Annotated in this window: 19 protein-coding genes; 11 read left to right on the top strand and 8 right to left on the bottom strand. The window is 30.9% G+C overall.

All coding sequences use genetic code 11. The annotated features are described in order from the left end of the window. Positions 1 to 27 precede the first annotated feature (27 nt). The 3 genes from CLMAG_RS13040 (at position 28) to CLMAG_RS13030 (ending at position 3,584) form a co-directional block, all read left to right on the top strand. On the top strand, positions 28 to 243 hold the full coding sequence (locus CLMAG_RS13040) for a heavy-metal-associated domain-containing protein (protein ID WP_066622714.1): 216 nt from the start codon (positions 28 to 30) through the stop codon (positions 241 to 243). A gap of 414 nt (positions 244 to 657) precedes the next feature. Beyond that, the gene (locus tag CLMAG_RS13035; protein ID WP_066622713.1) at positions 658 to 1,929 is read left to right on the top strand and encodes a S8 family peptidase; all 1,272 of its coding nucleotides are present in this window, start codon (positions 658 to 660) and stop codon (positions 1,927 to 1,929) included. Between the two features lie 149 nt (positions 1,930 to 2,078). Continuing rightward, complete coding sequence (locus tag CLMAG_RS13030; RefSeq protein WP_242873016.1) at positions 2,079 to 3,584, top strand: YncE family protein; 1,506 nt, start codon at positions 2,079 to 2,081, stop codon at positions 3,582 to 3,584. A 48-nt stretch (positions 3,585 to 3,632) separates the two neighbouring features. On the opposite strand, the gene CLMAG_RS13025 is transcribed toward CLMAG_RS13030, so the two are convergent. Beyond that, positions 3,633 to 4,883, bottom strand: a complete 1,251-nt coding sequence (locus CLMAG_RS13025; protein ID WP_066622711.1) for an HD-GYP domain-containing protein — start codon at positions 4,881 to 4,883, stop codon at positions 3,633 to 3,635. A 219-nt stretch (positions 4,884 to 5,102) separates the two neighbouring features. Then, the gene (locus CLMAG_RS13020; protein WP_066622709.1) at positions 5,103 to 6,173 is read right to left on the bottom strand and encodes a YncE family protein; all 1,071 of its coding nucleotides are present in this window, start codon (positions 6,171 to 6,173) and stop codon (positions 5,103 to 5,105) included. A 331-nt stretch (positions 6,174 to 6,504) separates the two neighbouring features. Here CLMAG_RS13020 and CLMAG_RS13015 point away from each other — a divergent pair, with 331 nt between their 5' ends. Then, a complete protein-coding gene (locus CLMAG_RS13015; RefSeq protein WP_066622705.1) occupies positions 6,505 to 6,732 on the top strand; it encodes a heavy-metal-associated domain-containing protein in 228 nt (75 codons plus the stop codon). A gap of 113 nt (positions 6,733 to 6,845) precedes the next feature. On the opposite strand, the gene ftsX is transcribed toward CLMAG_RS13015, so the two are convergent. Next, a complete protein-coding gene (gene ftsX, locus CLMAG_RS13010) occupies positions 6,846 to 7,736 on the bottom strand; it encodes a permease-like cell division protein FtsX (RefSeq protein WP_066622703.1) in 891 nt (296 codons plus the stop codon). Positions 7,737 to 8,189: 453 nt separating this feature from the next. Here ftsX and CLMAG_RS13005 point away from each other — a divergent pair, with 453 nt between their 5' ends. Beyond that, a complete protein-coding gene (locus CLMAG_RS13005) occupies positions 8,190 to 9,464 on the top strand; it encodes an IS110 family RNA-guided transposase (RefSeq protein WP_066616512.1) in 1,275 nt (424 codons plus the stop codon). Between the two features lie 88 nt (positions 9,465 to 9,552). Here CLMAG_RS13005 and ftsE read toward each other — a convergent pair whose 3' ends face one another. Beyond that, positions 9,553 to 10,245, bottom strand: coding sequence for a cell division ATP-binding protein FtsE (gene ftsE / locus CLMAG_RS13000; RefSeq protein ID WP_066622700.1), 693 nt, complete (start codon positions 10,243 to 10,245; stop codon positions 9,553 to 9,555). A gap of 219 nt (positions 10,246 to 10,464) precedes the next feature. On the opposite strand from ftsE, the gene CLMAG_RS32445 reads away from it, so the two are divergent. Next, positions 10,465 to 10,638 (top strand): hypothetical protein, encoded by a 174-nt coding sequence (locus tag CLMAG_RS32445; protein ID WP_161486968.1) that lies wholly within the window; start codon positions 10,465 to 10,467, stop codon positions 10,636 to 10,638. A 78-nt stretch (positions 10,639 to 10,716) separates the two neighbouring features. Here the strand turns inward: CLMAG_RS32445 and CLMAG_RS12995 are convergent, their stop codons facing one another. Both CLMAG_RS12995 and CLMAG_RS12990 read right to left on the bottom strand, forming a co-directional pair. Continuing rightward, positions 10,717 to 11,316, bottom strand: a complete 600-nt coding sequence (locus CLMAG_RS12995; protein WP_066622698.1) for a TlpA family protein disulfide reductase — start codon at positions 11,314 to 11,316, stop codon at positions 10,717 to 10,719. Between the two features lie 17 nt (positions 11,317 to 11,333). Further along, a complete protein-coding gene (locus CLMAG_RS12990; protein WP_066622696.1) occupies positions 11,334 to 12,038 on the bottom strand; it encodes a cytochrome c biogenesis CcdA family protein in 705 nt (234 codons plus the stop codon). 260 nt (positions 12,039 to 12,298) lie between these two features. Between CLMAG_RS12990 and CLMAG_RS30770 the strand changes: the two genes are divergently transcribed. Then, the gene (locus CLMAG_RS30770) at positions 12,299 to 12,418 is read left to right on the top strand and encodes a FeoB-associated Cys-rich membrane protein (RefSeq protein ID WP_073393291.1); all 120 of its coding nucleotides are present in this window, start codon (positions 12,299 to 12,301) and stop codon (positions 12,416 to 12,418) included. Between the two features lie 174 nt (positions 12,419 to 12,592). Here the strand turns inward: CLMAG_RS30770 and CLMAG_RS32440 are convergent, their stop codons facing one another. Further along, positions 12,593 to 12,763, bottom strand: coding sequence for a hypothetical protein (locus tag CLMAG_RS32440; protein WP_161486967.1), 171 nt, complete (start codon positions 12,761 to 12,763; stop codon positions 12,593 to 12,595). A 607-nt stretch (positions 12,764 to 13,370) separates the two neighbouring features. Here CLMAG_RS32440 and CLMAG_RS12985 point away from each other — a divergent pair. The 3 genes from CLMAG_RS12985 to CLMAG_RS12975 all read left to right on the top strand — a co-directional run bounded on the left by CLMAG_RS12985 (position 13,371) and on the right by CLMAG_RS12975 (position 16,697). After that, a complete protein-coding gene (locus tag CLMAG_RS12985) occupies positions 13,371 to 13,637 on the top strand; it encodes a metal-sensing transcriptional repressor (RefSeq protein ID WP_066622695.1) in 267 nt (88 codons plus the stop codon). A gap of 109 nt (positions 13,638 to 13,746) precedes the next feature. Beyond that, on the top strand, positions 13,747 to 16,407 hold the full coding sequence (locus CLMAG_RS12980) for a heavy metal translocating P-type ATPase (protein ID WP_066622693.1): 2,661 nt from the start codon (positions 13,747 to 13,749) through the stop codon (positions 16,405 to 16,407). A 74-nt stretch (positions 16,408 to 16,481) separates the two neighbouring features. Then, a complete protein-coding gene (locus CLMAG_RS12975) occupies positions 16,482 to 16,697 on the top strand; it encodes a heavy-metal-associated domain-containing protein (RefSeq protein WP_066622691.1) in 216 nt (71 codons plus the stop codon). Between the two features lie 269 nt (positions 16,698 to 16,966). Here CLMAG_RS12975 and CLMAG_RS12970 read toward each other — a convergent pair whose 3' ends face one another. After that, positions 16,967 to 18,244 (bottom strand): RNA-guided endonuclease InsQ/TnpB family protein, encoded by a 1,278-nt coding sequence (locus tag CLMAG_RS12970; protein WP_341420322.1) that lies wholly within the window; start codon positions 18,242 to 18,244, stop codon positions 16,967 to 16,969. Positions 18,245 to 18,587: 343 nt separating this feature from the next. Between CLMAG_RS12970 and CLMAG_RS12965 the strand changes: the two genes are divergently transcribed. Next, entirely contained in the window at positions 18,588 to 18,878 is a 291-nt protein-coding gene (locus tag CLMAG_RS12965) for a hypothetical protein (RefSeq protein WP_066622689.1), read from the top strand. Positions 18,879 to 18,943: the final 65 nt, after the last annotated feature.

Below are 18,943 nucleotides of genomic sequence, written 5' to 3'. Positions count from 1 at the left end.
ATTTACAAAATGAAAGGTGGAATAATCATGAAAAAAAGAATACTAGTAGAAGGAATGAAGTGTTGTAATTGTGTTAAACACGTGAAAGCAGATTTAGAGGAACTTAAAGGGGTAACTAGTGTAACTGTTGATTTAGATTCCAAAACTGCAATAATTGAAGCTGTTAGGGATATTCAAGACAATGACATAAAGCGTGCTATTATAGATACACGTTATCAAGTTGTTAGCATAGAAGAAGTTTAAAATTTATACAAGGAAATATGAAGTTTGTTGTAGTAGCTGATAGCCAGAAGAAAATTCATAGGGATGACTAACAATTAGACAATTGTTAGCCAAATTAAAATTAATACCCTATTACTAAGCTCCGTAGACCTTACTTAGTATGCGTTAATCCAAATTCATATCTATAAAGTTAAAAACCACAATCTGATTTACAGCATAAAAATCAGATTGTGGCTTTAGCTTTATTATCTATATTCCCAACTAAAGAATTTAATTATTAAATAATTGTTAACTAAAATAATCTACATAATATCTACACAAGTATTATGTATTATAGGTACATAATAATAAGTTTGACAGAGTGTACCAATGATATAATTGCCTAATATCAATATGTACTAATCCATTGGTAATATAAGCTCAAAGGAGGTTTTCATGGTGAGAAAAATTATTGCTGGAATAACAGCAGCATCAATATTATTTGCAGTAAGTTCCTTATCGCCCTATTCGCATATAAAAAATAATATAGGATATGATAGCAGCTCAAATAGTATTAATGATTTAGAAAAAGTATCAATAAACTCAGATTCGAGCAACTTTCTAATTAGATTAAAACATCTTCAAATTGTAAGATTGCCTAATGGGGGATATATTTTAATATCACATAATATGCAGGGACAAGATATTCTTGACAGGACTGACAGAACAAGAGGAACTCAAATCGTTGAAACACCTAAAAATATAGAGATTATTAAACCAATAGAAAGAACACCTGTAAAAAAAGATTTTAAATTAGGAGAGATAAATCAAAATAATAGTACTGCTGTAAATGACCCCGGTTATAAATATGAATGGGATATTTCCTATACACAAGCTGACAAAGCATGGCCTTTAATAAATCAGAAAAGAGAAGTAAAAGTAGCAGTTTTAGATACAGGAATAGATTACACGCATCCTGATTTAAAAAATAGAGTATTACTAGATAAAGGCTATAACTTTATAGACAATAGTTATGATGCAATGGATGATAACGGTCATGGAACCCATGTATCAGGAATTATTGCTGCTGAAGCAAATAATAAGATAGGTATATCAGGTATAGTTGGAAATTTAGATGTAAAAATTATTCCGGTAAAGGTACTTGATGAAAACGGAGAGGGAGAAGAGAATAATGTAGCTAGAGGTATAGTATATGCAGTAGATAAGGGTGCTGACATAGTAAATCTAAGTTTCGGCATTAAATCTAAAAGTAGGTTAATTGCAGATGCAATAAATTATGCTAAGAGCAAGGGAGTATTTGTAGTAGCTGCTTCTGGTAATGATAATGAAAACAGCGATAATTATAGTCCAGCTGGCGATGGTGCATTCGCAGTAGCTGCAATGAATTATAATTATAAAAAGGCATATTTCTCTGATTATGGAAATTCTATAAAAGTTGCTGCTCCGGGTGTAAAGATATTAAGTACGGTTCCAGGCGGCTATGAAGCATGGGATGGGACAAGTATGGCAGCACCAGTAGTATCAGGAATTGCCGCTATGGTCAAGTCAGAAAATCCTCTGTTATCCTCAAGTCAAATAGAAGATATTCTAGATAGCACAGCTAAGGATATTATGTATAAGGGTAAAGATCAACAATCCGGATATGGACTTATAGATGCGTATAGTGCTATTAAAAAGGTAAAAGAATTAGAAAAGAATAATAAATAATTAAAAACAAAAAACTCTTTGTACCTATAAAGAGTTTTTTGTTTTTATTATTATATTCATTTAAAAATTATTATCATTTGAAATTAATAATCATCTTCATAACAAATCAGTATAATGTTCTTAATGCATAATACAAGGAGGATTTATTTGTGGAAAATACTATGAAAAGTTCGTGGAAAGGTGCGGTTTTTCCGTACATAGTTTATGTAATGTTTTTTTTAGGAATGGGATTAACCTCTGGATCTATAGTTCATATGCCTTTAGATCCACATAAGTATACTATAGTGCTATTTGTAGGCATGGGTGTATTTGTTGTAGCATCATTGTTAAACGAAATAGTTATAGACAAGAAAAATTTATCTATAGGTAGCACAATTAGACTTGTTATATTTTCACTTTGTCTATCTGTGGGAATAGGTATGATAAGTGGTGGTATTCAACATTTTGATGATGTAGCTGAATACGCAGCTTATTTAATTCCTGGTGGAATAATTCTTTCATTTACTAGCTTCTTGCTTAAAAATAATATAAAGTTAGGCATTAAGAAAGGATTACCATTGTTTGCAGTAGTCTTGACAATAGCGTTATTTCTAAGTTTTGCGTTGAAGAACGTTGCGGCAAATATGCCTAAGGGAGAGGGGCATAGTCATAGCCATGGAGAGGAAGAAGAGTTAAAAAGCTCAGTAAACCTAGAAAATGCACCAAGTAGTTCAGTTTCAAGTAATACATCTTATTATTTTACTGCCAATGAAGAAGGAAGTATATCTAAAATAGATACGCTAACTAATAGAATTTTAGCTACAATAAAAGTAGAAGGTAGTATTCACAACGTTCAAATGTCACCAGATAACAAGATTTTAGCAGCAACATTGATGCCTAAAAATGTAGAACACGATGATCATGGTTCTGCTCACGGGCATGGGGTAGTTTTATTCTATAATGCTGAAACTAATGGATTAATAGCAAAGGTTTCTGCAGGAAACCATCCTGCACACGTGGTTTTTACTAATGACGGAAAGTATGTTTTGGCTACAAACTCTGATAAAGATAATGTAATAATAATAGATGCAAAATCTTATCAAGTAGTAAAGACAGTTCAAACAGAAAAAGGACCTCATGGCTTTAGAATATCAAAAGACAGTAAGTATGCATATGTTGCTAACTATGATTCAGACAGCATAAGTATTATAGATATCAATGAAGCTAAAGTAACAAAAACAATAAAGGTTGGTAAAAATCCAGTAACTACAGCAATAACTGACGATAACAAAACTCTGTTAGCTACAGTAAGTTCAGAGAACGTAGTAGCAGTAGTAGATCTTGCGACTAATAATGTTGAAAAAGTTAAGGTGGGTGAAGTCCCTGCTCAAGTGTATATACAAAAAGATAACAAATATGCTTTTGTAGCAAATCAAGGAACAGAGAATAAGCCATCTAACAGTATTACAAAAATTGATTTATCTACAAAGAAAGTAATTGAAACAATAGAGGTAGGGAAAGGCGCTCACGGTATCGTAGTCAGCGATGATAACAAATTTGTTTATGTAACGAATATGTACGATAATACCGTTAGTGTTATAGATAATTCGAAAAACAAGGTAATAGCAATAATACCAGTAGGAAAGAATCCAAATGGTATAACTTACAAAAACTAAATTAAAGAGACTCATGGTAGATTGAAAACTATGAGTCTCTTTATTCAATTAGGATTTAAATAATGTTTTAATATCAACCTGTAGAAAGGCATCAACTATATTACTATCAAATTGAATATTCTTATATTTTATGAGTTCACTTACAGCTACTTCATGAGGGAGGCCATTCCTATAAGGCCTATTTGATGTCATTGCATCATAAGAATCTGCAACACAAATAATTCTAGATTCAAAGGGAATGTTCTCTCCTTTAACACCATTAGGGTAACCTCCACCATCAAATCTTTCGTGATGATGAAGTATTATTGGTAAGACTTGGCTTAAAAAATCAATTGTCTTTAGAATATCCACGCCTATTGAAGGATGTTCTTTTATTTTATTAAATTCTTCATCAGTGAGCCTACCAGGCTTATTTAGTATATAATCTGGAATACCTATTTTCCCAACATCGTGAAATAAAGCTGCCAGTTCAAGAGTTTCCAACTGTTCCTTGGGTAAATTAAGTGATTGAACAATTGCTAAAGAAATTTTAGCTACACGCTCTGAATGACCAGCTGTGTATTGATCTCGTGCATCAATTGCCTTTGATATAACAAGTATTGTACTTTTGTATGTCATATTTAGTTTTGAGTAGGCAAGTTTAATATCATCTGCGTTTTTTGTTAACTCTTTATTTTGTTTTAGCAGCATTATTGATGAATTATATATAATTTTTAGTAATAGTAGATATAAGATTACAAAACCAGAGGATACAACTATAATCGATATTTTTGTAACTTGATTCATATGCATCTGTATTTCATCATAAGGTTTAAGAATCTCATAAATTCCTACTATGGAATTATTAACTGTGATTGGTATATATATTTTGATTATCTTTATCACTCTATTTTCATGTTGTAGATCTGTAATAAAGTAACTGTATTTGCCGCCTAACACCTGATTAAAAATTTTCTGATTAGTAGGTTGTATTTCGGTAATATTCTTATTGCTTGAATAAATGATTGTTTTACTATTATTCCAAATCACTGCCTCCAATATATTGTTTTCTTCCAGAGTGTGTTTGAACTTGTTATCTAAGATTTCAGATTTTTCTTTAGATAATGCTTGTGAATAATCACTTGAGGATAGCTCTGGCTCGATTATGTAGTGGATAGCTAAATGAGTTACCTGCTCTATTGAATTTATCTTATCATTTTTGATATGAGTAGTTATGAGTAGAACTATAGCTACGCCTGTAAATATAAACGCAATAAGACTATAGATAGTAAAATATCTTAAAAGTTTTAGACTTCTCATATCTTCACCTCAACTTTAATTTTATTTGTATTTCTATAACAGAATAGATTAATACCGCTAAAAATTTTTACTGGATTATACCTAATAAAGAAAATTTAAATTATATTCAAGATAACGTAATTTAAAATACAAAAATCAAAATGAAAACTCAGCACTTTAAGGATGCTGAGTTAACTGTCTCCAAGTATAGATATAAAATAAAAAGTTTACTATTTTGTATTACCTATAGCTTATGCCATTAGGTGTTTTATCTACAGAAACTGTTGTGACTACTTTATTACTTGTACTATCAATTACACTAACCGTATTATCATACATATTAGTTACATAAACAAACTTATTATCAGCACTTGTTACTATTCCGTGTGCACCTTTACCAGTTTCTATTGTTGCTATAACTTTCCTTGTAGTTAAATCAATCTTGCTCACAGTATTTGATGGTTTATCTTCAGTACCTTGGTTTGCCACAAAAGCAAACTTATCGTCAGATTGAATGTACACTTGTGCTGGTCCCACACCTACAGGTATTTTTTCAATCTTATCTGTAGAAAGATCTATTATAGCTAGAGCATTCTCACTGTTTACAGTTACTGCAAGAGTTTTGCCATCACTTGTTACACCTGTAGTTACAGGAGTTTTGCCAACTTTAATTTTTCTCACTTCTTTAAAGCTTGCAATATCTAAAACACTTACTGTATCTTCACCCATATTAGCAACATAAGCATTCTTACTATCTTTGGAGATACGGAAGCCGTGAGGGCCATTACCAGTAGAAACTTTACCAACTACAGCATAGCCTTTCGCATCAATTACTGATACATTGTTATCTTCGTTATTTGTTACTAAAGCATATTTACTATCGGGTGTAAACACTATATGAGCAGGGTGATTGCCTACAGCTACGCTTTTAATAAGTTTATTTGATTCAACATCATAAAATAGTGCAGATCCATTCATACTCATAGAACCATGTTCAGTTTTACCTTTTTCCATCATTGCAGCTGAGGTTGAGGCTACTATTTTACCATCCGGTGAAATCTGAACATTATGAGGAGAACCATCTACTTTAATAGTTTCTAACACTTTGTTTGTAGTTGCATCTATTTTAGAAATGCTGCCACCTTCATTTGCAGTATAGTAATAGGAAGTTTTTTGTTCTACTTTAGTTTGACTTGGAGATTGTTGACTTTGTTTAGTAGTCTCATTTTTAGCTGTATTACCACAACCAGCTAAAACTAAAGTTAAAGCTGTTAGAGCACCTATAGCTTTTAGATATTTAGATTTAAACATCAGAATCATCCTTTCCTTAAGTTAGTGGTTATGTATATGAATTTATTGTAACTAATTCATATGAAGGAATTATGAAGAATTTATATGATTTATTAGCAAATGTATTAAGGTAATATTTATAATTCAGTAGTTAGTATAGATTAGTTTAATTATTTTTATTCTATAATGCATAGTAACCTAAAAGGTATCAAGATACTTTATGCTTTTTATTGGGATATATTTTAATTGTTTTTAGTAAATTTTCATAATTACTTCATAACTTTAGAATATGATATAGCTATAAAATAAAGTTTAAGGCTAGAATCATAATTTAATTAAAGGAGAGATTTATATGAAGAATCATAAGGTTAAATTTAAACAAAATAATATGTTATGTCACAGATGTGTTATGAACACTGTAAAAACATTAAGTCAACTAAGAGAAATAGAAGAGCTGAATGTGGATTTTAGCTCTAAAATGGTTAAGGTTGTATATAGAGATGATGGCATATCAAAAGAGATGATAAAAGAAGCTGTTAACGAGTCCATAGTTAGAGGAAAAATAAAAAAATTGGAATAGTATAAAATGATTTTTACTACTTTTTTACTGTATCTTTCGTTTTATAGTAAAAATGGTGAAGACTAAAATATAGTTAATCTTCACCATTACTTTTTTATTTTAATATAATATTATTATACGTGCAGGAACTTTCTTATGGATATTATACTTCCAAGTGAACCTATAGCTATTCCACTTATTAAGAACAGTCCTAAAATATTGGTTACAACATATTGAGGATCGATAGGCTGCATTATCATCAAACTAGAAGATACTTTTATATATGCAAGTTTATATGCATAATATAGAACTAAATCAGAAACAATAGCCCCTATAATTCCTATAATTATACCCTCAATTATAAAAGGCCATCTTATAAACCAATCTGTAGCACCTATATATTTCATTATTCCTATTTCTCTTCTTCTTGAATAAACAGTAATTTTAATAGTATTTCCTATCAAAAACAATGAAATTCCTATTAATATAACAAACATGACACTTCCTATCCATTTTAGAGTTCTTGTTATAGACATAAGTTTTTCTATAACCTCTCTTGCATCCTTAATACTTTCAATACCCTCGAAACCTTTAATATTATTAACAACATCAGAAATTACTTCTGGCTTTTCTACCTTTATAACGTATGAGTTAGGCATAGGGTTATCTTTTTCAAGTCCATCAGTTAGAGATTTATTTTCCGATCCAAGTTGTTCCTTAAATTTGTTAATAGCCTCAGTTTTAGTTTCATAGGATACATCAAGTACACCATTTATACTTTTAATTTTATTTTCTAAATTTTTCTGTTGTTCAGATGTAATATTGTTTTTTAGGAATATTTTTACTTCTACTTTTGATTCAACAGATAAAATTCCTCGATTCACATTCAATATTGTCAGGAAGAATATTCCTAATATGAAGAGAGTAGCTGCCACTGTAGCCGCGGAGGCTGTACTTATCCCTGAATTTCTTTTTAAACTTTTAAGAGAATCAATAATAGAATATTTAATGGCACTAATCCTCATATCCATATCCTCCCTCGTATAATAAGTTTATAGCAGTTATTTACTGCCTATAAACTTATTTATTTTTTATATTTTGTATAGATTAAGAAAGCATCTCAATTTTTCTAGTGGGGATTCTCCCAATTCAGTATTGCTGATTCTTATACTTTCCGATCTATACTGTTTTAACCTACTATTTATTAAAGGATTTTCTAATGCTAAAATAGTCATAACGGAACTTTAGCGAAGGTTACTGCTGTATTCCTCCTGCAAAACACATTGTGTTATTGCCTGTAAAGCTTGCAGCCTGACCAAAGTATCATATTCTGCTTACACAAATGTTGCATCTCCTTTCGCAGCCACCAGCAAGGTTTTGCGTCTGGATGAATGCTAATTACGCGAGGTTGCAGTTAGTACTTTGGATTAGGATAATCCTTTCTAATTTCCTCATTATTTTTGAAAGGTGGTGATTTCATGAAGAAATTAGATTACTTATCAACTCTATTTGTTGGTATCGATATTGGTGCGAGACAAAATGTTGTCTCTGCTATTAATTTTGAACAGGAATTCTTGATTAAGATGAAACCTGTTCCTAATACGCAATTTGGTGCAGAGCAACTTGAATCCATGCTTGTTAAGGTTTTAGAAAACAATACTTTTAAAGCTGTTATAATCGGCTTAGAATCTACTTCCTTTTATGGAGTACATATAGCCAATTTTTTATCTGCTAGTGAAAAACTTATGACTTACAAACCTTATGTTTACTGCTTGAATCCTAAGGAAGTTGCTAACTACAAAGAATCCTTTAATTCTCTTGATAAAAATGATGGCATTGACTCTTTTGTTATTGCTGACTTTGCAAGAGTTGGCAGAATTCATATTGAACCTTGGCGTGGTTCTCAATATCTTGCTCTGCAAAGACTTACAAGGCACAGACTTCATATTGTTGAATGCTTAACTAGAGAAAAAACTTACATGTTATCCAATGTATTTCTTAAGTTCAGCGAATTTGCATTATTACAGGGAGAAGATCATCCTTTTTCTAATAAATACGGTGCTACCGCATCTTCAATACTTACTGAATTTCTATCTTCCGAAGATATTGCAAATACATCAATTGAAGAACTTGTTGACTTCGTCAATAGAAAAAGTCGGAAAAGGATTTCTAATCCTCAGATGACTGCTGAAATTTTGCAGCAAGCTGCACGTAATTCATACCGTCTTGATAAATGTTTGTATGAGCCATTAACAACCTCTATTGCTTGTTCTTTCAACTGTATTCAGGCTTTTGATAAAGAACTTAAAGGTATTAACAAAGCCATTGAAAAAGCTGTTATGGGAATGAATCCTGTGGAATACAAAATATTAATGTCTATTCCTGGTTTTGGCCCTGTTTACTCCAGTGGCATTCTTGCTGAATTAGGAAGTGTGCATGCATTTCCTAGTAATGATGCTATTGCTAAATACGCTGGCATCGTGTGGAAAGAAAATCAATCTGGAGGTTTTAAAGCTGAAAATACACCTATGAACAAAGCTGGTAACCGTTATTTACGCTATTATCTCATAGAAGCTGCAGGAAGTGTTGTTTGCCATATTCCTGAATATCAAGAGTTCTATCAGAAGAAATTTGCTGAAGTAACTACACATCAGCACAAACGAGCACTCGCGCTAACATCTCGTAAACTTATTCGTATGATTTTTGGATTGCTGGCTAAAAATCAGCTCTACTCTTCAAATAGAGTAGATTAATCTATATAAATTATACGAACATACTTTCTCATTGGACTGTATGTTTATTAAGGTTACCCATTTTTAAAGAAATCATTTGATTTTCTTTTCATTTTGTTCTTGACATATTACCAAATTGCTTTAGCTCATCTCTTATTATAATACCTTTTTCAATAGCTATAACTCTTTTTTTCATATTATCAACTATATCTTTTGCATGAGTAGCCATAAGTACAGTGGTTCCTGCATGATTAATATCATTTAATATGTTCATGATATCGATCGCTGTTTCTGGATCTAAGTTCCCAGTAGGTTCATCTGCTATTAAGATCGAAGGGTTGTTAACAATAGCTCTAGCTAGGGATACTCTCTGTTGCTCTCCTCCAGATAACTGATGAGGAAATGCCTTAAGCTTATTGACTAAGCCTACTAGAGAAAGTACAGTTGGAACTTTCTTGGATATTTGTCTAAAGGGTGCTTCTATAACTCTCATAGCAAAAGCAACATTTTCATAAACATTTAAAGTTGGAATAAGTCTAAAATCTTGAAAAACTACTCCAAGTTTTCTTCTATAGAGAGGAATATCTTTTCTTTTCAATTTTGTTATATCAGTACTGTTAACTATTATGCTACCCGTTGTTGGGTCAACTTCTTTTAATAAAGTTTTAATAAAAGTAGACTTTCCTGATCCACTTGAACCAACTAAAAATACAAAATCCCCTTGGTTTACGGTTAAATTAATATTTGAAAGTGCAGTGATGCTATTTCCGTAAGCTTTGCTGACATTTTTAAATTCAATCATATAATATCTCCTTTATAAATTTTTCACTTTGTTTTAATTATGAAATTTATATAAAACAACTGAGTAATAATATAATAAATTAATGTGAAGATATTATGAAGAAATGGCTGTATTACACAAATTACCAAAAATAATATGTGCTGATAAGGAATCAGTATATATTAAATAAATTTAGTGGTTAATGCAAGAAGTTAAATACAATATATAAACTGTAGTAATATGCCTGCAGCAAATATTAGCATACCAATGTCAGTAATGCAAAGATTAATTATGTTAGAAATGCAAGTTAATCAATTAAGACAACAAATAATGAACAGCAGTGGCGGAAGTATGTCTGGCGGTGGTGGAATGTCAATGACGCAATTATATAATATTCAAATTAAGTTTTCATAAAGAAAACAAGGCACTTGTTATTTCTAAACTTAACGAATACCTTGTTTTTATTAGGTGAAGTGAAACTACAATATTGAATTATTTATTTATCGTGTTAACATAGTTCTTCATTTCTTCATATGTCATAGCTCCAATTTTCTTTGCAACAATTGTACCGTTTTTATCTATAAAGAAAGAAGTAGGTATTGAAGTTATACTATACTGCTCTGCTACAGTTTGATCTGAATCTAATAAAATTCTGAATTTATAATTGTTTTTATCTATAAAGGATTTAACAGTATCTTTATCCTCACCAAGGTTCACGGCAAGTATAACTAAATCACTGTCCTTCGTTTCTTCATATAACCTCTCAATATCAGGCATTTCAGCCTTACATGGAGGACACCAGCTAGCCCAGAAATTTAAAAATACTCTTTTACCTTTTAAGTCGCTTAAAGATACATCTTTACCATTTAAGTCCTTTAATTTAAAGTCAATTGCTTTTGAGTTAAAAGCATTGGAATTAATTTGTGGTGAAGAAGTATTAGAATTAGTAGAAGAAATACTGGAGTTTGATGTTGAAGTTCTCTGCTGGGAAACATTTTGGTTATTTGAAGTAGAAGTATTAAAATGTTTTACTTCATAAAAAGCTCCAGCTAATACAACTATCAGTACTAAAGCTAAAATAACTTTTTTCATAACGGACATCTCCATTTCTAAAAGTTTGTAAAGTTTACATATCCACTTAAAATATTTAATTTATTTGTGAAAATCATAATACCCATTATTATCATAACAATACCACTTATAATTGAAATAAGAGGTAAATATTTTGATATTTTACGCATATGCTTTGAAAAACTACCTATAGTTAAAGCAGTTAAAATAAATGGAACAGCAAGACCTAAAGAATAAAATATGAGTAATAGAATGCCTTTACCAATGGTATTCATATTTGCTGCATAAATAAGTATTGTTGATAATATAGGACCTACACATGGAGTCCAACCAGAGGCAAAAGCCATTCCCATCAATATTGAAGCAAAATTGCCTTTAGCTTTATTAAAGGATAAAAATCTTTTCTCGTAAAATAGTATTTTTATTTTAAATATACCCGTTGTGTGTATTCCAAAAATAGCAATTAAAGCTCCACCAACTTTTCTAAAAATGTCTTGATGTTTTATTAATAATTTTCCTAAAGAAGTTACTGATGCACCCATAGCAACAAAAATAATAGAGAAACCAATAACAAAACCTACGGATTTATATAGAGTATTAATTTTTGATTGTTTGCTATCAAGGCTTGTTATTGTATTCTCTGTCAAATAACTTATGTATGCTGGAACTAGGGGTAAAACACAGGGGGATAAAAATGACAACAAGCCTGCGGAAAAGGCTAATATTAATGAAACGTTATTCAATTTATATCTTTCGCCTCCAGTTTTAATTTAGTTAGTTAATATCTTCTTTTATAAGAATTTAGGATAATATATATATTATATTGAGTTGGTATGAAGATATTATGAAGAATAAATACACAAATTAAAAATACTTATTCTAGAAAATGTAAGGTAAGCGGATATTATAAAAATTTCAATGCACATAATATCTTCATATTAATTTTGTATAATGTAGTAGAAAAGATAATTCAAGTTTATTGGAATGGAGGAAGGTGAATTTTATGGAGATAGCTATTACATTAATTATTCTATTTGCTGCAGTTTTTATAATTTATAAAAACATAAAACAAAAATCATCAGGTGGTTGCGGTTGTGGAAAGTGTTCCCCAAAAAGAAAATAATGTATTGAAATAAATAATTGATTAAATCGGGAACATTAGAGAAAGAAGTGAATTAGAAAACTTTACTTTTGTTCTCGATTATTATATCTGACCCCTAAATAAAAAAAACAACAGAATAAACACTATTGTTTTTTTTATTTAGAGGTCAAATATTACAATATCATAATTTTATTGTTATGCACTTACGTCAATTTTACTACCTACCGTATTCGGTACACTTGATACCTGAATTGATTTTGATATGTTATTGTCCTGTTGAGTTTTTATTTGATTTTCGTGCATGCCCTTCATGCCACAGTTTACTGGCATACTACCCATTCCTGAAATTCTATTAATTCCCTGCATATAAAGTTTCCTCCTTTAAATTAAAATACTTATGTAAAAGCATGTAAGACAGCTTTAGAGTTTTTATGAATTTTATTAAACCCGTTAGTTATTCATTTTTCTACTTTTATTTCATCATTGATGCTGGCATTAGTACGTACATATAACAGGCATATGCAGCTATTGCCAGTATAGCTACACCGGCTACAATTCCTAATACTTTTTTATTCATTTTATTTCCTCCTCTGATATTTTATAACTACATCTGTATTTTTATCTTACAATACTCTTATGTAGAAAATATGAAGATTATCTATTTATTGATTTTATATATTAGATTTTTCTATATTTATTACTTGATGTCATACATCTGCAATACCGAATTTTATGCAACTATCACCAACCCATAATTTCCAAGATTGTTTCATCAATAGTTCAACATTTTATTTGAAATTAAAAATTATAATGTTTTCTTTATAATTTCTTCACAAGTATTAGGTATTATAATAACAAAGTTGTATAATAAGTAGAAACTTATGAAAAAATAAAATTTAAAATATACTTGCATTATTTTATAAAGAGTAGTAATATAAAAATAAATCACCCCCCAGGGGGGAGGAGGTATAATATGAATGATGAAAGAAAAAAAGCGCTTCAATCACTAAAAACATCAAAAGGTCAAATTGAAGGAATTATAAAGATGATAGAAGATGGGCGATATTGCATGGATATATCCAACCAAATAATTGCTGCTCAATCTCTCTTAAAAAAGGCAAATATACTAATTTTAAAACAGCATCTTAATCACTGCGTAAAGGATGCTTTTATCAATAATACTGGTGAGGAAAAGGTTGATGAAATAATCGATTTACTTTCTAAGCTTATGAAGGATTGATAAGGGATTATACAAGAAAATAATATTTTAACATAAAAGCCTAAGGGAAGTCTTAGTTATAAAAAGTTTAATATAAACTAAGTAGATATTAGGAATGGAGGAAAGGAAAATGTCAAGCAGAACTCTAAAAATAGAAGGAATGACCTGTGCAGCCTGTGCGAAGGCAGTAGAAAGAGCTTCAAAAAAGCTGGATGGTGTGAACGAAGCCAATGTAAATTTTGCTACAGAAAAGCTAACTGTAAACTTTGATGATTCAAAGTTAGCACTTACAGATATACAAGCAGCAGTAGAAAAGGCTGGATACAAAGCTTTAATTGAAGCTACGACTAAAACCTTAAAAATAGAAGGGATGACTTGCGCAGCTTGTGCTAAAGCTGTGGAAAGAGCATCTAAGAAGTTAGACGGGGTATATGAGGCAAATGTAAATTTCGCTACAGAAAAGTTAACCGTAAGCTTTGATTCTTCAAAGATTGGAATTCAGGATATTAAAAAAGCAGTAGAAAAGGCAGGGTATAAAGCTGCTTCAGAAGCTGCAACTAGAACCTTAAAGATAGAAGGAATGACCTGTGCATCCTGTGCCAAAGCAGTAGAAAGAGCATCTAAGAAAATAGATGGAGTTAATGAAGCTAATGTAAACTTTGCAACTGAGAAATTAACTGTGAGCTTTGAAGCTTCAAAAGTTAAAATAGCAGATATTAAAAAAGCAATAGAAAAAGCAGGGTATAAAGCCCTAGAAGAAGAAACTAATGTAGATGAGGGCAAGAATAAAAAAGAAAAAGAAATCAAAAGTTTATGGAATAGGTTTATAGTATCACTGGTATTTGGACTTCCACTTCTCATAATTGCTATGGTGCCAATGATTTTAGAGCAGTTTAATTATATGCTTCCAGCAGCTATTGATCCAATGATGCACAGAGAAGTATATGCAATTATACAGCTTATGTTATCAATACCTATTGTAGTTGCCGGAAAAAAATATTTTACTGTGGGCTTTAAGACCTTGTTTAAAGGAAGTCCTAACATGGATTCACTTATAGCCATAGGTTCCTCTGCAGCAGTTTTATATAGTATTTTTTCAGTAGTACAGATACTTTTAGGTAACTATGAGTACCACTTATACTTTGAATCTGCAGGAGTAATACTTACATTAATAACTTTAGGTAAATATTTAGAGTCAGTAGCAAAAGGAAAAACCTCTGAGGCCATAAAGAAACTTATGGGACTAGCTCCAAAAACAGCTACTATAATTAGAGATGGTAAAGAAGAAGAGATTCCTATTGATGAAGTAGAGGTTGGCGACATAGTCTTAGTAAAACCAGGTGAAAAAGTTCCTGTAGATGGAGAAGTTGTAGAAGGGGTTACTTCTATAGATGAATCTATGCTAACTGGTGAAAGTATACCTGTAGAGAAGACTATTGGAGATAAGGTTATAGGAGCTAGTATAAATAAAAATGGTTCCATAAAGTATAAGGCTACTAGAGTTGGTAAAGATACAGCACTAGCACAGATTGTTAAATTAGTTGAAGAAGCTCAAGGCTCTAAAGCGCCAATAGCAAAACTTGCAGATGTAATATCCGGTTATTTTGTTCCAGTAGTAATTGTATTAGCGTTAATTGGATCTATAGGGTGGTTGCTCTATGGTGAGTCAGCAGTATTTGCTCTTACTATATTTATATCAGTACTTGTTATAGCTTGTCCGTGTTCTTTGGGACTTGCTACACCAACAGCTATAATGGTTGGTACAGGAAAAGGTGCTGAATATGGTGTTCTTATAAAAAGTGGTACAGCATTAGAAACAGCTCATAGAATACAAACTATAGTATTTGATAAGACGGGAACAATAACTGAAGGTAAACCAAAGGTTACAGATATTGTAACCTCAGGAGATGTAACTGAAGATTACTTACTTCAATTAGCAGCTTCTGCAGAAAAAGGATCGGAACATCCACTTGGGGAAGCTATAGTTAAGGGTGCAGAAGAAAAAGGCTTAGAGTTTAAAAAATTAGATTTATTTAAAGCAATTCCAGGTCATGGAATAGAAGTTACTATAGACAACAAAAAAGTGCTTTTAGGAAATAGAAAACTTATAATAGAAAATAATATTTCCCTAGAAAACTTGGAAGAGACATCAAATAGACTCGCAGCTGAAGGTAAGACACCAATGTATGTAGCTATTGAAAATAAACTAATTGGTATAGTTGCAGTAGCTGATACTGTAAAAGAAAACAGTAAGAAAGCTATAGAAAAACTTCATTCTATGGGAATAGAAGTAGCTATGATAACAGGAGACAATAAGAAAACTGCCGAGGCTATAGCAAAACAAGTAGGCATAGATAGAATACTTGCAGAAGTTTTACCACAGGATAAAGCTAATGAAGTTAAAAAGCTTCAAGCTGAAAATAAGAAAGTGGCTATGGTTGGAGATGGCATAAATGATGCACCAGCTCTAGCACAGGCAGATGTTGGTATAGCAATAGGTTCAGGTACAGATGTTGCAATGGAATCTGCTGATATAGTTCTTATGAGAAGTGATTTAAAGGATGTTGTAACAGCAATAGATTTAAGTAAGAAAACTATAACAAATATTAAACAAAATTTATTCTGGGCATTTGGGTATAATACCTTGGGTATACCTGTAGCTATGGGCGCTTTGTATATCTTTGGGGGACCATTGTTAAATCCAATGATAGCAGCTCTTGCTATGAGTTTAAGTTCAGTATCAGTGCTTACAAATGCATTAAGATTAAAGGGTTTTAGGCCAACAGTGTAAGGTAGCAGGCTCAAAAGTAAATTTTAGAACCTTGTTTATCTATATAAGTTTTACAAACGAAAGGGGAAATAAAAATGAAAAAGAAGTTAATAGTTGAAGGTATGAGTTGTGGACATTGTGTTAACCATGTAAAGACTGCTTTAGAAGAGCTTAATGGAGTAAATAGTGTGAGTGTTGATTTAGCTTCAAAAACTGCAGTAGTTGAAGCTAGTAATGAAGTTGATGATGCTGATATAAAAGCTGCTATTGAAGATGCTGGTTATGAAGTAGTAGATATTAAGACAGTTTAATTGAACTTAAAAATAATTATAAAAGTGAGAAAGGTGATATGTGCTAGCGTAAGACATATCACCTTTTGGGAAGCAGTATATTTTATAAGAAATGACATCATCCATTAATATATATTAATTATAAAAAACATATTTATATGATAGTTTCAGAAATTATCCAATAGTTTAAATATATGATAGCTTATATTGAACTCTCCCTCTACCTTAAATAGAGGTGGGGGATTCTTTTTTTATAAGAAGTTTGGTATTTAAGTTTAGCACCTGATTAATTAGGCAACCCTTATTCTTAAAGGCATGTCCAAAACGCCACTAGCTTGTAGGATTGTTACATCCACCAAGTTACTTTTTCTCATTATGTTTAAAGCACCAATTAAGTCAGCATTATAGGTTTTACCATTAGCTGATTGGAACTGTCCTCTAGTTATTCTTTTGCCACTAAATTTATAGGTTTGTGGATTATCCGCGTTATAATTAGGCAGTACATCATTAGCAAAAAAATCAGCTTTTGAAGTGTAGCTCTCCTCTTGCAATTTGAGTGTAATACCATATATTTTACATAAGTATTCTAGTTTTGAACGTAATTGCCCTACTGGTATACTAACAAAGTTTTGATTATTTGTTTTACCTAAATTACTATCCTTTTGTAAAGTTGGATTATAGCCAACTATTAGAGTTCCAATATTATTATTTAGGCAGTAGTTAATAATATACCTTGCTGTTTTATTGAGATAATCTTTAACTTGTCTATTTCTTTTAGCAGCAAGTTTAGCTTGCTTATTAGTAGTTCCTTTAATCTTTTGCTTATCTTTTATAGCTTGAAGTCTGGAATTTTCTTTATTGTACCACTGGTTGATTGATTTAAGTCTTTTACCATCAATGATGAAAGACTTACCCTTATTGGTAACACAAGAAGCTAGATTATTAACACCTAAATCAATTGAAAGTACATGAGTTTTATCTAAATTCCTTTGAGCTTCTACACATTCATAAGTGTATTGAATCTCAAAAAACCTTCCAGAGTGTTTAGGTAGTATTCTAATTTCTTTAATCTTCTTATCTTTAAGATTAGAAGGTACTTTAACAGTGACTTTACCATATAATCTTTTGAAAGCAGGTGACATAGGAATATCAAGTATTCCATTATCCTTAATTCTAATTTGTCCTATAACTAATGAGAAAAAGCCATCTTTTTTAAGATATTTAGGTAAAGAAATTGACCTAAAATCATACTTACCTTTTTTAGCAAGATTAATAAGCCCAAAGAATGATTTGAAAGCTCCATCAACCTCTTTAAGTATTTGTTGAGCCATATTGCTATTTAACATTGAATAGTTTTCATTATCTTTACAAAGGTGATAGTTACCTTCATATTTAAGATACTGTTCTTCTTGAAAGTAATATTGTCTTACATTGTAAAGACCAACATTATATAAGTTTTTAGCAAGATGACAAAGCTCTCTTAAAGCAATATATTCATTTTTAGATAAGTGCTTTAATTGTTGCGATTGACACAAGTATATCTTATCTTTAGTTTTGCCTTTTCCCATAGTTTCACCGCCTTTCTAAATATAATTATATCATATTTTTACTATATTCGACATAATTTTAGTAAAAGAGTAGCTTACATCCCCACCTTAAAGAAGATGGGGTATTTCGCTACAAAAGATAAAATTTTGAGTATTTAATACAAGCATAATAAATCGCTTGTTGTATGATATAATATTATTACTATCATCATAGTTCTTGGATATAGATATATTGCTACAAAAAACATTTGATTAGGAGCTACTAAGGGTGATTAGTCTGTAAAAATCGTCTTATGATAAACCTTTAAAAAAACAGAATTTATAACATTCTTATAAACCTAGTATTAATTTTAAGGGGGGGCTTATGAGTACTATTAATTCTATATTGGATTGTAATGGAAAAGAAATCTACATAGGTGATGTCGTTAAATCAGTAATTCAAACGGATAAAGATCCTATAGTAAAATTCTATTTATATGGACTATCTGATAATAATACTACATATTTGTTCCTGCTAGATTCAAGCGGAAACATTGAGAAAAGTGAAATGCTTCATATCCATGTAGGACAGGGTATTTCATTAGTCAATGATGATACTTGTAAGTGGTATAGAGTAGGCAAAAAAGATGGATTACCTGTAGAAATATTTAAGTAGATCAAGGTGAGAACGTGACTTCTAATGGATAACTACATATAAATACCTAAAAATTTTTCTAATCA

Origin of the sequence: Clostridium magnum DSM 2767 (genome assembly GCF_001623875.1) — a bacterium.
Classification (GTDB): domain Bacteria; phylum Bacillota; class Clostridia; order Clostridiales; family Clostridiaceae; genus Clostridium_AM; species Clostridium_AM magnum.
The sequence above is the reverse complement of the archived record's forward strand: the minus strand, read 5'-3'. Positions and strand labels throughout refer to the sequence as shown.